The organism is Thiogranum longum (assembly GCF_004339085.1).
GTDB lineage: Bacteria > Pseudomonadota > Gammaproteobacteria > DSM-19610 > DSM-19610 > Thiogranum > Thiogranum longum.
This window is the reverse complement of the sequence record NZ_SMFX01000001.1, coordinates 462,190-475,774: the sequence shown is the minus strand read 5'-3', so window position 1 is coordinate 475,774 and position 13,585 is coordinate 462,190. Positions and strand designations below refer to the sequence as shown.

Sequence of the window (13,585 nt, the reverse complement as noted above, 5' to 3'; positions counted from 1 at the left end):
GCTCAACCCTGCTGTAACAAGTCCCTGAGATCGATAATCGCCGCATTGGCACGCGCAATGTAGTTGGCCATGGTCAACGAGTAGTTGGCAAACAGACCAAAACCACTACCATTGATAATGACCGGGCTAAGTGTTGGCTGCTGCGCCTCTTCCAGTTCACGGATAATCTGGCGCAGGGAAACCAGTGCATTCTTCTTTTTCAGCACCTGTTCGAAATCGTATTCGACCGCCTTCAGGATCTCGCCCAAGGCCCAGGTGGCGCCACGTGACTCGTAAAATACATCATCGAGTTTCAACCAGGGCGTCTTTACCACCACACTCGTTGATGCAGTTGTCGACTGTTTGGCACCGACATCGCCAGCCAGATCCGTGTTCACCCGTATCTGTCCGACGCTTGCACTCAGGCGCTGCGAGAGACTGCCGAGCCGCTTCTCCACAATCTCCAGGTATTGCCGCAGATTATCCGCACGCGCATAGAACTGGGCCTGCTGGTTCGCGGGGTCAGCAAGACGACGCATATAGTCGTCGAGCGCTTTCATGCCCTTGCGGTATTCACCCTCACTGGGCGGAAACAACCAGGAATCATTGCGAAAATTAAACCGTGGCTCGGCCTCCGCCAGCGCGGCATCCTCGACTGATTGCGACTGCGAACGTGACATGTGATTGCGTAACGCCGCTGCCCCGTCGCGCAACATAACCAGCGCCCCGTACTCCCAGTTAGGCATGTTATCGAGCCACAGCCCCGGGGGCATTACGTCATTGGAGAGATAACCCCCCGGCTTGTCCAGCAGCACCTCGCCAACATGGATCAGTGTGCTGGTAAAGATCACTCCGACACGCAATTGCGCCTCGTCACCCGCAAACCGCTGCAGTGCAACCTGTTGCACATCAAAGCTGTCCGGTTCCTGACTCCAGTACCAGCCCAGCGCAAGAGAAAACACCAGGGCTGCCGCGATCAGTAATCCGGCTGACGCCAGCAGGCCTTTCTGTTTCAGGTTGGCTGGATGGTAAAGGCTGGCCAGTTTCCAGGCCACGCCTTTAAACCACTCAGCTGTTTTCCATAATGCCGTCTGTATGCGTTCAGTAGTTTTCATGGTGACATGGTAGCACTTGCAGGAGCATTACCGGAATCGGCTTCACCCAGTCGCAGCAGGGCCGGCAGCAGCAGCAGCGTAAACAGTGTACTGACGGCCAGACCGCCGACAATTACCGCGGCAAGCCCCCGGTACAATTCGGTGCCAGCACCAGGAACCAGTAATAACGGCAACATACCGAACAGACTGGTCAGGGTACTCATCAGAATAGGTCTCAGGCGCAACTGGACCGCTTGCGCAACCGCATCACGCCTCCCCAGGCCAGCACGCTCGGCACGGCGTGTCTGGTAGACCAGAAGGATCGCATTATTGACTACCAGTCCCAGCAGAATCACAAAGCCGATCATGGTCAGGAGATCGAGGGGCTGGAAAGTGAAAATATTTACCAGCTGTAGTGCAATGGCACCCCCTACTGTCGCCAGCGGCAACACTACCAGCACCAACAGGCTGTCTGTAAAGGAGCGGAACAATGCACTCATCAGCAGGTACAACAGCGCGATTGCCAACAGGAAGCTGCCACCCATGGCTGTCAGCGCCTGATCCAGTTTTTCCGCTGTGCCGGAATAGCGTATAGCACCGTCCTCGGGTAACAGCTGCTGCAGCGACGGGACAATTTTACTACGCACGACCTCCATCAGGTGCTCCAGCGACATTCCCTCGGGTGCGCGCACAGCCAACGTCACTGTTCGTCGCCGGTCCAGGCGGCGAATCTGGTTCGGGCCCGCGGTACGCTCGACATGCACCAGTTCGTCCAGTGGCAGTACACCCGCCTCTGGCGTAACCACAGGCATACCGGCCAGCGCTTCCGGCGTCGACCAGGGTTCGGAACGCACCACAATATCGCGCCGCCGCTCACCATCAAAATACTCACCGACAAACAGGCCCGAACCAAAGGCACGTGCCACCCGGGCGACAGTTTCGCGGTTCCAGCCGGCTTCGGCTATACGCCGTTCATCCGGCACCAGCAGGATCTCCGGTTCGGCCATTTCAAGTCCCGGCTGTGGTGACACGGAAGCACCGGGCAGGGTTTCTTCAATCAATGTGTAACCGTCACGCGCTACGTCCAGCAATGCTTCCAGGTTCCTGGACTGGAAGTTGATCTCGACATTCCCGCTTCCTCCAAAACCCCGGAACAGGGAATCACGTCGAGCGAAGGCCAGCGTATCGGGGAAGCCCTTCACGAGTTTGTTAAGCACCGGCACCAGCTCGCCCGCCTTGCCGGGATCCACAGCACGTACTCCCATGAATGCCCCGCCGCGGTACACCACAAAAAAATAGTGCTTGACCTGCGGTTGCTTTTCACCCGTCAGGTAAGGCTGCATCCGCTCGGCGATCACTTGCCCCATTTCTTTTTCGATTGTTTCCAGATTGACCCCGGGCGCCACGTTGATACTTGCGGATACCCGGTTACGGTTACCGCTTGGCAGGTAATCGGCTTCCGGCAATAACCACCAGCTCAGCACCGGCGGCACCGTAACCAGCAACAGAATCAGACCATAGCGACGCTGGCGTGTTGCTGTCAGCTTCATCAACCAGCGCGTTATGTCGCGCCACCAGTGCGCATGTCGATCTTCAAGGCTGAGCACCCCCAGCCACTGACTGGCTGCCACCGGCACCAGTGATACGGCAATCAGCAATGACGCTATGACAGCTGCTGTAATTGCAATCGCAAGGTCGGCAAACAATTGCCCCGCTTCATCCGCAAGGAACACTACAGGTAAAAATACCGCTACCGTTGTAGCTGTCGAAGCCAGCAGCGCACCCCACACCTGTCCCACACCCTGCATGGCTGCTTCGCTGGCTGACTTGCCCTGCTCGCGCAGGCGCACCACATTTTCCAGCACCACGATACCGGCATCGAGCACCATCCCGACAGCAAAGGCCAGACCCGCCAGGGAAATGATATTCAGGGTGTGGCCACTGACGTCAAGCAATACAAATGCGGCTGCAAGACACAACGGAATCGCAACCGCTACTACCAGCGTGGCGCGTATTCGCCGGAAGAACCACCACAACACCCCGATAGCGAGTAAAACACCTGCCACCAGGTTAGCGCTGAGCATTTCGATCGAATCCTGTATATATACCGTTTCATCATAGACCTGCTGAATGCTCAACCCTGCCTGGTTCAGCGGGCCTTCCAGCTCACTGACAGCCTGCTGCAGGCCCTGCATCACTTTCAGCACATTGACGCCAGACTCGCGGTAGGCATTCACGGCAATGGCATGATCGCCCTGATTGATCACCAGGCTGGTGCTGTCAACCGGCAGCAGTTCAACACGTGCCACATCTCGCAACAGCACTGGCCGGCCCTCACGCCAGTCGACAACAAGCTCACCAAACTTGCTCACGGGATAGGTGCCGGCAAAGCGAATGGTGTAACGTCTTTTGCCAACATCCACTTCACCTGCAGAAACATCCTCATTACCTCTGACCCTCGCTGCGACCTCCGGCAACTCAACATTGAGTGCTGCAAGCCGGTAAGGGTCAAAGGTGATACGCAGCTCCTTGCTTCGCCCGCCACGAATTTCCGAACTGGCCACACCTGCAACACGCTCAAAACGGGTCTGCACCAGGTCTTCGACAAAATTAAAATAGCTTGATATTTCCCTGTCATTACCAGGGAGTGGTTTGAAGATAAACCAGGCAATAGGCTGGTTGCGTGCACCAATGGTAGACAGTCTCGGCTCATCGACATCTTCCGGGTAGCCGCTTACCCGGTTCAGGCGGTTGAGCACATCAACCAGCGCACGCTGCAAATCGGTACCGGTTTTAAAGCTCAGTGTCACCCGGCCACGACCCCGTTGCGCCCGTGACAGCATGGAAGTCATACCTGGTGTACCACGCAGGGCTTTTTCCTGGGGCTCGAGAATTTCTGACTCGATTTCCTCCGGTGCTGCCGAGCGCCAGCCGGTCGTAATGGTAATTTCCGGACGCTCAACTTCCGGCGTAAGCTGCACAGGCAGCCGCCCCAGACTGATCAGGCCAAACATCACAACCATCAATGCCGCGACCAGCGCAGCAACCGGGTTACCCAGTGCGTAGCGGGTCAGGATCACTGCGTACTACCCTTCCCCTGCACCTTAACCTTCTGTCCATCGCGCAATCGTTCGCCACCACGCGTCACAACCCTGTCGCCTGGATGGAGCTCACCTTTAACTTCTATCCACGGGCCACTGGCAATACCGGGAATGACCGGGACACGATGAGCTATCGACTCATCATCGACGACAAATACACTGATTGCACTGCGGCGTAACACCAATGCGTCACGTGGGATAGACAGCACCTTGCGAGGGATAGCCGCCGGGACCGCGATACGTACACTTTCACCAACCTTCCATTCCCCGTCCGGTAAACTGACACGCAACTCATAGAGTCGCGAGCGCGTGTCACCAACCGGTACCCGCGCACGCACCTGCCCCCTGTAAACCTTGCCCTCACGCTCAAAACTCACCGATGCACCCGGCTCAAGGAAGGGCAATGCGGATACCGACACCCAGCCCTGGATTTCAAGATTCAGGGGATCGGTCATAGCTACAACAGCTGCTCCCTCGTCAGCCCACTCACCGGCGTTCAACAGACGCTCGGTTACAATACCGGTAAAGGGTGCCCGCAACCGGGTACGCTCCAGCAGCGCGGCACTGCGCCGCTCCCGCGCCTGCGCCGCCTTGAGCTCGCTTCTTGCCCCCAGCCGGTCTGACTCTACCTGCTCCAGCTGACTCTGTGCAGCGTTGTTACTGCGCGCAAGTTTCTGCAAGCGGGCTGCTTCCAGCTTGAGAAACCCCAACCTGGCCTTGATGCGCGCAACATCAGCCTCGCGCTCTGCATGCTCCTCACGCAGCAACACATCATCAATGCGCGCAACGACGCCGCCTTCATCTATAGAAGCCCCGACTTCCGCAACCCATAACAACCTGCCGCTGACTTCTGCAGCAAGCCTCGCCTGCTCACGGCTAATGACTGTCCCCGTGTAATAGTCGACAGGTGCCAGCATCCGCATTGCCGCTTCCGCAACAATTACCGGCTTTTCCATACTACGCGCCTGTTGTACGGAGCCAGCTCCCTGGCTCCACAGCATAGTGAAAGCCAGTACAGCGGCATACACTGCACGCGCGCTACCTGTCATTGTTCTCATGGATTTCCGCCATCTCGCATCAAAGTTACGGTCAGCATACCGCTTCGCACCCGACGACTCAAAAAACGCCTGCAGACAAGTATGGTAGGCTTAAGACCTTTATCAGATGGGGTGTAGCTGTTTTGGATCAATCCATCGTTTTCTCGGTTTTTCTGATCTTTACCGGTGCCGCAGTGCTGGCAACAGCCGCACTCTATGCACGCCAGTCAATGCTGGTAGCTTACATCCTGCTCGGCATGTTGATTGGACCCTCGGCGCTGGGACTGGTCAATGATGTCGAATTGCTGCGCGACCTGTCACACGTTGGCATCGTGTTCCTGCTGTTTCTGCTTGGCCTGAACCTGCACCCTCAGGATCTCTGGCGCCTGCTTGGCAAGGCAACTTTTGTAACACTCGGCAGCTCATTGCTGTTTGCATTACTGGGTGGTATCACGGCAACACTGTTCGGTTACAACCTGGTCGACTCTCTTGTCATCGGTGCTGCACTGATGTTTTCCAGTACTATTATCGGCCTGAAACTTTTACCCAGCACCGTGCTGCATCATCAACATACCGGTGAGATTATAATCAGTGTTTTGTTACTGCAGGATCTGATTGCCATCCTGATCATGCTGGTCCTGCACGGTATGGCCGGCGCCTCGGCTGGCTGGGAGCACGCCACGCTGGTTACGCTTGCATTGCCCGCAGTGCTGATCTTTGCCTTTGCCTTCTCCCGCTATGTACTCACCCGGTTACTGGCGCGCTTCGACACTATCCAGGAATACATTTTCCTGCTGGCCATTGGCTGGTGCCTGGGCATGGCAGAGCTGGCCCAGGCACTCGGCCTGTCAGCCGAGATCGGGGCTTTCATCGCCGGTATTGCCGTAGCGACCGAACCCATTTCACGTTTTATTGCCGAGCGACTGAAGCCTCTGCGTGATTTCTTCCTGGTAGTATTTTTCTTCAGCCTCGGTGCCGGACTGGAGTTCAGCGCCATGCAAACCGTCCTGCCAGCTGCTATCGTGCTGGCACTCATCAGCCTGGTATTGAAACCACCTGTATTCAAACTCTTGTGGGTTCGCCAGGGCGAGACAGCAGCGACTTCGGCCGAAGTCGGTGCCCGGCTCGGTCAGATCAGCGAGTTTTCATTGCTGATCGCGGTGCTGGCCACGCAACATGCTGTTATCAGTATGCAGGCGTCCTACCTGATTCAGCTTGCAACACTGATCACCTTTATCGTGTCGTCCTACTTCATTGTACTGCGATACCCCACGCCCATGGCCGTATCGGACCGATTACGCCGGGACTAGTCAGCTAGCGACTGAGGTAGAAGTAGTCCCAGCCATGCCCCGATAATGCCTCCAGTGCCTCCATCAGCCTGTCGGCGGGTACTGCCTCGTGCGGGAATACATTTTCTATTTCCACAAAAAAACATCCGAACGCCGCGCTACGCCGCCAGTCGAAGCGAAACAGTGGAGATGATTCACCGCATTCCGGGCAGGTCAGTTGTTGATTGTGTTCCGGTTCTGAAGGACGCCGCTGCGGTGTTCTGCACGCCGCACAGCGCAAGGTCGATGCAGGTTGCGATTCCAGCAGCTGCACAGCATCGAAGTCGTGCAGGCAGATACGGCACACAGGCTGGCCCTGCACGGCAGCTTCATCGGTCAGGGAAATCTGTGGGGCGCAGCCAAGAAACGTCACCAGTGACAGGAAATGCTCGCCAACCGCATACACTGCCTCCTCTCCGTCCTTTAGCACCCCGGTCAGCCCTGTATCTTCAAGCACGCTTGTTACATGTGCAGGGGATGCCGGCCGCCACAGCGGCTCATCACAACAGTACAGGACAAGTGAATGCACAGGAAAAAGCCGTCAACAGGCGCTGGTGGGGTTACTCAGGAGCCGTTGGTGGTTGTGATTTCCCAGCTGTAGGAGCAATCGAGATAGGAGCGCACTGAAACCAGGCCGACAATCCCGTCCTCGACCATGGTAGCCAGTGGTGTACGCTGACGGAATTTTCGATTCGGCCTGTTCATCCAGAGCTTGCCCATGCGCTTGCTGAACGGGTAAGTGGTGCGCAGTGCATCGGCTATACATATCAGGTGCTCCACCCGCTGCATCACTTCAGGACTGTCCGGAAGGGGGCGGTTCTCGCGCAACTGCCTGATTTCCCGGGCAGGTGCATCAGCCAGACCCAGCAGGAGCAACTGGTCTTTCCCACTGATACCCCACTCGTCCAGCATCGCCAAAATACCCTTGGTGAGCTGTACGCGCTCCTCTTCTGTCATCTCCGACATTGTAGTGCCCCGGTTCTGTTATCTGGCCTCAAGTGTAACATGAGGCCGGGTATCGACACCTGCGCTTACCCTTTCGAAAAGCATGGAAAAGTCTGGAACCGTTTAATAACCATCCCGAAATACCGCGGGCGGCGGAGGCGAAACAGACTGGCCATTCGTTCACAGCGACAGCACAGCCTGTTTTTATGACCGTACCTGCAATCCCGCCTGTGGTAACCTCCGCGCTCGAAAATACCGGCAACAACAAGCCAACAAAACAAGCGAGGACAACCGCACCATGCGTTTTCCATTTCGACAGCTGCTGTGTCTGACCACCGGACTATTCAGCGCACTTTCATTTGCAGACCAGGCAACCTTATCCAATGGCGACCGGATTACCGGCACTTTGATTGAACAAACGATGGACGAGCTTGTCATTGATACGAGCTATGCCGGGAAAATAACAATAAATCGCAGTGAAACCCTGAATCTTTCTACTGACCACCCGCTGCGCCTGCAACTACATGATGGACGTCAGCTGGATGGTGTGCTCAAAGCTGATGAAGCGGCTGGCCTGAATGTAGAGACAGTCGATGGACAACAACTCCCCTTGAGCGGACTCGATGCGATCGCCTCAATTGGCGCGATACCCTCCGACAAGCCGGCAGAATACGAATGGCGTGGCAATATCGCCGTGGCCGGCGAAGCACAATCAGGCAACACCGATACTGACAAGCTGAACCTGAGCACTCGCGTTGTCGCGGAAAAGAAAAATGACAACCGCTTTACGGTTGGCGCCATGCTGGCACGCGAGCACGTAGACGATCGCCTGACCAAGGAGCAGTACCGGCTGGATGGAAAGTATGACCATTTTTTCCACGACAGGTGGTACGGCTTTATTGGTGCATCTTTTGAACAGGATCCCTTCAGGGATATCGATCTTCGCAGCGTATTCTCGGCTGGTTCCGGTTACCAGTTCCACGATTCTGACAAGCTGAGACTATCTCTGGAAGCGGGTCTCAGTTATACCGACACCAGCTTCGTCGTCGACCAGGACGACAGCTATGCCGGTTTCAACTGGGGTCTGAACTGGGAGCAATCGCTGCCGGGAGACAAGCTGATGTTTTTCCACCGACACCGTGGCAACCAGGGCCTGGACAGCTCAGACAACCTGATTATCAATGCGCAGACCGGTATCAAGCTTCCGATTGCCGCCGGCCTGAGCGCCTCGGCTGAGTACGACCTTGACTGGGACCGCTCACCTCCTGACAACACCAAGAGCACAGACCATACCTATCTGCTCGGTGTCGCATACGACTGGTAACATTGAGCGGCTCATCCGGTCTGCTGCTGCTTATCCTGCTCGGCCTGCTGATCTGGCTGTGGCAGAACAGCCTGCGGGCACGGGAATCCGCCATACGCGCCGCCCGCGAGGCCTGCCAACAGCAGCATTTTCAATTGCTCGACGGCAGCATTGTCCTGCAGCGTCTCATGCCAGGGCGCCAGGAGAATGGTCGGCTGTCACTGCGCCGCACCTTCCTGTTCAGCTACAGTGAAGATGGACTGCAGCGCAAAACCGGCTTTGTCATTATGTCGGGAAACCATATCGAACAAGTGGGCTTGTGAGGTTAGCTCCCCGGCTTGCTATACTGTCGCTTCATCGCAGGTATTTATCTGCAAAAAACTCTCCATTCACAGCGGTAAAAATGCGAACCTGAGCCATGCCCTATTACGTATACAAAATTTCACCCGGTCCGACAAAACTGGTCAGTGCGCTGGAAAAGCTGGGGCAATACGACAGCTTCAAGGAAGCCAAACAACATGCCCGGGGCCTGCGTGCCGAACTGTCTGAAGACGACAAGTGCCAGATCAAGGTCATGTTTGCCGAGACTGAACTTGAAGCGGAAGAACAACTGATGGAAAAGCGTGAGGCCCCCATACTGCGCGAGTGGGAAAAATAATCACTGCTGATGGTTGAAGAAGACGCGTACCGTTCAACCTACAATGCCGTGAACCAGCGGCGCTGTGCCTTTGAAAAAGCGGTCCTCACCCGACGCTGCCACTGCAGCTGCTCTACTCGCTTCTACCTCGCTGACCGTGAGGGCATTTCCTGTAACGCAGCGCAGGCACACTCTCGCTGCCAGCAGTTGTTACTACTTATGAGAGAAAATGCCCGCTTTGCACTCAAACTGACCGGGACCGGTGACGAACTGCCACACGCCAAGGAAATCAAGGTGCAGAATGGTGGCCTGCTGGGCCTGCAGAATCTGCTTTTACCCGATGCCCCCGCCGACGCTGTTGTGGATATCGCCACCCTTACGGTTCAGGGTGTCCGGACTTTCGGCTCGATACAGCAATTCCCATTCCAGGAAATCGTCAAGTCAATCGTCCACTTTGAAGGACGTCGTCGCCCGCACGCCAGATAGACGAACCGCCCCGGCGCGCGGATGAACTCAATGCCGATGAGCGGTATATTATTCACAGGTAGAACCGGCGGCCCTGGTTTTCAGAGGCCGCCAGAAAGGGAGTCCCGGACATCAACAACCCGCTTTCGGAAGAAGAAATCCAGGCCCTTCAGCATAAACTGGAGGAGTTGCGTCTTGAACACCGGGACCTCGATGATGTAATTCATCACCTGGTTCAGTCAGACTACCCCGATCAACTCCAGCTAAAACGCCTGAAAATGCGCAAGTTGCGCCTCAGGGATTCCATAGAAATAATTCAAAGTCGGCTTATTCCCGACCTTGATGCCTGACCGAAGCCGGGTCTAATAACGTCGGTAGGGTACAACCTTCACGGGCGAGAGTGACTCGATCGTGGCGCCTTTTACCTCAACAAGACGTCGCACCTGTACGTACAAACGTTTGACACCCTTGCCCTTGCTCAGCGTAAAACGATTTTTCGGTTTCAGGTCCATCCACTTTGCACCGGCGAAATCCGCGGTTTCAGCGATGCGCACCTGGTCAGCTTTACCCGACACGCTGACCGTCACAGCAACCTGCGCGCCGGACGACAGCGCACTATCCGGGCTGACCCTGACTGCCGTAATCTCAAGCTCTCCAGCAGCCTGAGGCTGAACATCAGCTGACGTGGCCGCCGCACATACGGGCCCGCCACCACCCGGTGCCAGATTGAGAACGACTACCCGGTTGCCGGCCATGGGTTCCAGCCCCTGCTGCCTGCCCTGGTAACCACGCCGCGAAGCGGTGAGCATCATGCTGCTCTCCGGAAGATCGTCAAAACGTACAATGCCGTCACTGGTGGCGCGATGCGCACCAAACTGATCCGTCCTGGCCGAGGTACCAAGACATACGGAAGTTTCAGCGACAGGCGCCCCTGTCTGCTTGTCGACCACCCTGACTTCGAGCCAGTTACTTGCATAAACGACTGACCAGGCCGGCATCACCAGCAACCCTGCAAGACCCGCTAAAATTCCAGATTTTTCTATAATATTCATGGCGTTACACCTACTTGTCATTATTGTTAAAATCACCAGACAGGGCCAGTGTATCCCCGCAGCCCGTATTCCGACAAGAACCGCCCGTCAGCTGACCTCGTCGTCATCCAGCACCGGGAAACTACCTGCATATCGGTCAATCCATTCACACGCCGCCTGTTCACCGCTAATTAAACGCCCCTCGGTTTCCAGCACCTCCGATTTGTAGTGCTCGATATGGCATACCTGTTCCACCATGCGTACCCGGAAGCGGTCGCCCGCCTGCAGAAAAGAGACGCCAACCGTAAATCCGCCATCTTCCTTCCTGCACCATGCAACGCGACCCTCTACCTCGAAAGCCGGCCGCAAATGGGAAATCCGGATGGTTATGGGTGCCCCTACCGCCAGTTTTCGCGGGGAAGAAAATGCTAAACCCCCATGTCCGATATCATGCAAGTGCTCCTTGCCAGCACCTGAATCGTTATCATCCATCTTATATTCAATAGGTATATCAGATGGATGGCGTATAAAACTACGCATAACCCGCCTCCGAAACATCACCCTCCCTGGCAGGATTATTATCCCTGACGACCCAATTGTAGCCGTTTTGTCTGGCCAATATAGCGCAGCCCGCACCCCCGCGATGCATGAGAGATTGTGACCGGGTTCCTGTTTACAGCCGGATCCCCGGGATAAACCTGCAGAAAACCTTAATAAATCAGCCGATCTGACGCTATCCACGGGTGGGAAAAAGGTTATTAGAGATGGGCATCCGGAAAAAACAGCACACGGTCAGGACGCCTGATACTGCGCCGCCAGCCAAGCCGGCATGTATCCAGCGCGCAGACACTATCCGGCGCAAGGCACAGCACTACACGAATATCACCGAACAAACCGGGAAACAGTGCAATGATCGACACAGGGCGAGTCAACAACGCGAACAGGCTGAAAAGGAAATGGCCGTGTTGCGTGCGGAAGCACTACAGGCGCGACGCCTTGCCGCACAAATCGAGGAACTGCATCAACCTCCCCGCCCCCGGCGAAAGGGCCGCATCATGAGCACAACCTTCTCCGACCCCGGCCAGGCACAGCGCATGACGCGAAGAGAAACCGATAGCACGCCTTCGACGGGCAGTCAGCTCAGCTTCAATCCCCTGCATCCATCGATGGAATTGCCCCCTGAGCAACTCATTCGTCTGCTCGGCCTGGAAAACAAGACCAAACGCCGGAAGAAGCGCCCGGCTTCTTCCGCTGCTTCATCCGGAAAGATGAAGCCCGCTGCCAGAGCAGTAGATAAACTGGCCAAACTGACGCTGCCGGCGATACCACCCGCCAGTGCTGAACGCGAAAAGGATATCGCTTCCACACCGTTTGAAGGACCGCGCAGGAACCTGGTGGCCGCTTCGCTCGTGGTTGGCACTCTCGCAGGAATAGGACTTTCCATCTACCTGTTCTGGGGCAGCCCGGATGAGGCGACAGCAACAGCCTCGCAAAAAGCACCACTTCAGGGAACCGAAAAATCCCTGCGCCAGGCACCCGCTACCCGTAAGGCGCCGTCATCTATTGCCTCACCAGCCACTGCGCCTGTCCCGGCAACTGTGGAATCCGCCAGACAGGGCACAGTAAACCGCGCAAACATCATTTCACCAGCTGACATAGAAATGGAGCAGGCCCGCCTGAGAGAGAATGCTGAAAAACGCTTTGCGGAACGTATGCTGCAACAGGATATTCGCCTTGACCGGGAAGCACTGACAACACAACCTGCTCCTGCAGAAGCGCTAATCCCGGCTCCTGACAGTGACGCGACCATAGCGGCTGAAAATGCAAAAACAGATCCTGAGCCGGTAGTCGTTATCTCTGAACCGGCAAGTGCCCCGGTGCAGCCTGCGGTAGCACCAGCCGAGGCCATCACAAACCCCGCTTCGGAACCGGAACCGGTTACAGAAGACCTGCCATTATCTCTTGAGCAAGAACCGGCCATGACGCCCGTTGACTCCAGCGTTGAACATGCGACTGACAGTGCCGCCACCCAGGAACCTGTATACCAGGCACCACTGGCAACCCCACTGGAGGATGAAGTGACAACGACCGAGACCGGGAATATCAATGAAAGTGAAAGGACAACTGTCGAAAACGGGAATATTGACGAAGGTGAAGTAACAACGATCGAGACCGGGAATACCGGTGACGCCTTATTCTGAAGAATCCCCGGCCGTGGATGGCATGTCTTGCGCCGGTATATCTTCACCCTCCGACAAATCTTTCTGCAAATTCGCGCGCCCTGCATCTACTGGCTCATAGCGGAACAGCTCGACATACAGTGGCAAGCCATTGTCATCGAGTACCGTCACAGACCATTCTCCGAAGCTGTCAGGTGGAAAGACTTTTTTCGAAAAAACCCGCCAGCGATTGCCACCAACGACAAAAGGAACATTTGATACAGCACGACCCTGGTACTCCCAGCGATGGGTCACGGTATGCCCTTCCAGGTTACGTAAATCGGTAAAGAAGTAAACTTCTGTTGCAGGCGGATTCAGCACCAGGACACGGTCAGTTGGCTCACGATTTGCAATGCGGGTCGTAAATGAAGCACGCGCCACCTCACCTCCTGCAACAAGTGCCTCCTCGGCGCCCACCTGCGCAGAGATAACCATAAGCGACGCAA

15 protein-coding genes are annotated in these 13,585 nt (G+C 56.1%); 7 read left to right on the top strand and 8 right to left on the bottom strand.

Annotated elements, in window-relative coordinates; all coding sequences use genetic code 11:
- Positions 1 to 2: 2 nt before the first annotated feature.
- From DFR30_RS02285 to DFR30_RS02275, 3 genes are read right to left on the bottom strand one after another with little or no spacing between them, the layout of a single operon-like run.
- Positions 3 to 1,094: a DUF2333 family protein gene (locus DFR30_RS02285; protein ID WP_132971132.1), complete on the bottom strand. Its 1,092-nt coding sequence runs from the start codon at positions 1,092 to 1,094 to the stop codon at positions 3 to 5.
- On the bottom strand, positions 1,091 to 4,153 hold the full coding sequence (locus DFR30_RS02280) for an efflux RND transporter permease subunit (RefSeq protein WP_132971131.1): 3,063 nt from the start codon (positions 4,151 to 4,153) through the stop codon (positions 1,091 to 1,093). Before DFR30_RS02280 ends, DFR30_RS02285 begins: the two co-directional genes overlap by 4 nt.
- A complete protein-coding gene (locus tag DFR30_RS02275) occupies positions 4,150 to 5,232 on the bottom strand; it encodes an efflux RND transporter periplasmic adaptor subunit (protein ID WP_132971130.1) in 1,083 nt (360 codons plus the stop codon). The genes DFR30_RS02280 and DFR30_RS02275 overlap by 4 nt, the downstream gene beginning before the upstream one ends.
- A 122-nt stretch (positions 5,233 to 5,354) precedes the next feature.
- Between DFR30_RS02275 and DFR30_RS02270 the strand changes: the two genes are divergently transcribed.
- The gene (locus tag DFR30_RS02270) at positions 5,355 to 6,521 is read left to right on the top strand and encodes a cation:proton antiporter domain-containing protein (RefSeq protein WP_132971129.1); all 1,167 of its coding nucleotides are present in this window, start codon (positions 5,355 to 5,357) and stop codon (positions 6,519 to 6,521) included.
- Positions 6,522 to 6,525: 4 nt separating this feature from the next.
- On the opposite strand, the gene DFR30_RS02265 is transcribed toward DFR30_RS02270, so the two are convergent.
- Positions 6,526 to 6,996 carry a hypothetical protein gene (locus tag DFR30_RS02265; protein WP_132971128.1) on the bottom strand — a complete coding sequence of 157 codons (471 nt, stop codon included), beginning with the start codon at positions 6,994 to 6,996 and terminating at the stop codon, positions 6,526 to 6,528.
- A gap of 107 nt (positions 6,997 to 7,103) precedes the next feature.
- Complete coding sequence (locus tag DFR30_RS02260) at positions 7,104 to 7,505, bottom strand: MbcA/ParS/Xre antitoxin family protein (RefSeq protein ID WP_132971127.1); 402 nt, start codon at positions 7,503 to 7,505, stop codon at positions 7,104 to 7,106.
- A gap of 277 nt (positions 7,506 to 7,782) precedes the next feature.
- Between DFR30_RS02260 and DFR30_RS02255 the strand changes: the two genes are divergently transcribed.
- The 5 genes from DFR30_RS02255 (at position 7,783) to DFR30_RS02235 (ending at position 10,239) form a co-directional block, all read left to right on the top strand.
- Positions 7,783 to 8,808 (top strand): DUF481 domain-containing protein, encoded by a 1,026-nt coding sequence (locus DFR30_RS02255; RefSeq protein WP_132971126.1) that lies wholly within the window; start codon positions 7,783 to 7,785, stop codon positions 8,806 to 8,808.
- 2 nt (positions 8,809 to 8,810) lie between these two features.
- Positions 8,811 to 9,110: a DUF3301 domain-containing protein gene (locus DFR30_RS02250; RefSeq protein WP_165869067.1), complete on the top strand. Its 300-nt coding sequence runs from the start codon at positions 8,811 to 8,813 to the stop codon at positions 9,108 to 9,110.
- 95 nt (positions 9,111 to 9,205) lie between these two features.
- Entirely contained in the window at positions 9,206 to 9,445 is a 240-nt protein-coding gene (locus DFR30_RS02245; RefSeq protein WP_132971124.1) for a hypothetical protein, read from the top strand.
- 9 nt (positions 9,446 to 9,454) lie between these two features.
- A complete protein-coding gene (locus DFR30_RS02240) occupies positions 9,455 to 9,910 on the top strand; it encodes a hypothetical protein (RefSeq protein ID WP_132971123.1) in 456 nt (151 codons plus the stop codon).
- A gap of 110 nt (positions 9,911 to 10,020) precedes the next feature.
- Complete coding sequence (locus DFR30_RS02235; protein WP_132971122.1) at positions 10,021 to 10,239, top strand: YdcH family protein; 219 nt, start codon at positions 10,021 to 10,023, stop codon at positions 10,237 to 10,239.
- A 12-nt stretch (positions 10,240 to 10,251) separates the two neighbouring features.
- On the opposite strand, the gene DFR30_RS02230 is transcribed toward DFR30_RS02235, so the two are convergent.
- Entirely contained in the window at positions 10,252 to 10,941 is a 690-nt protein-coding gene (locus DFR30_RS02230; protein ID WP_132971121.1) for a hypothetical protein, read from the bottom strand.
- Positions 10,942 to 11,028: 87 nt separating this feature from the next.
- Positions 11,029 to 11,460, bottom strand: coding sequence for a PilZ domain-containing protein (locus DFR30_RS02225; RefSeq protein ID WP_132971120.1), 432 nt, complete (start codon positions 11,458 to 11,460; stop codon positions 11,029 to 11,031).
- Between the two features lie 224 nt (positions 11,461 to 11,684).
- Here DFR30_RS02225 and DFR30_RS02220 point away from each other — a divergent pair, with 224 nt between their 5' ends.
- Positions 11,685 to 13,121 carry a hypothetical protein gene (locus DFR30_RS02220; RefSeq protein ID WP_132971119.1) on the top strand — a complete coding sequence of 479 codons (1,437 nt, stop codon included), beginning with the start codon at positions 11,685 to 11,687 and terminating at the stop codon, positions 13,119 to 13,121.
- Here DFR30_RS02220 and DFR30_RS02215 read toward each other — a convergent pair.
- A complete protein-coding gene (locus tag DFR30_RS02215) occupies positions 13,113 to 13,574 on the bottom strand; it encodes a DUF2914 domain-containing protein (protein WP_165869066.1) in 462 nt (153 codons plus the stop codon). The two genes, DFR30_RS02220 and DFR30_RS02215, sit on opposite strands and share 9 nt — an antisense overlap.
- Between the last annotated feature and the right edge of the window lie 11 nt (positions 13,575 to 13,585).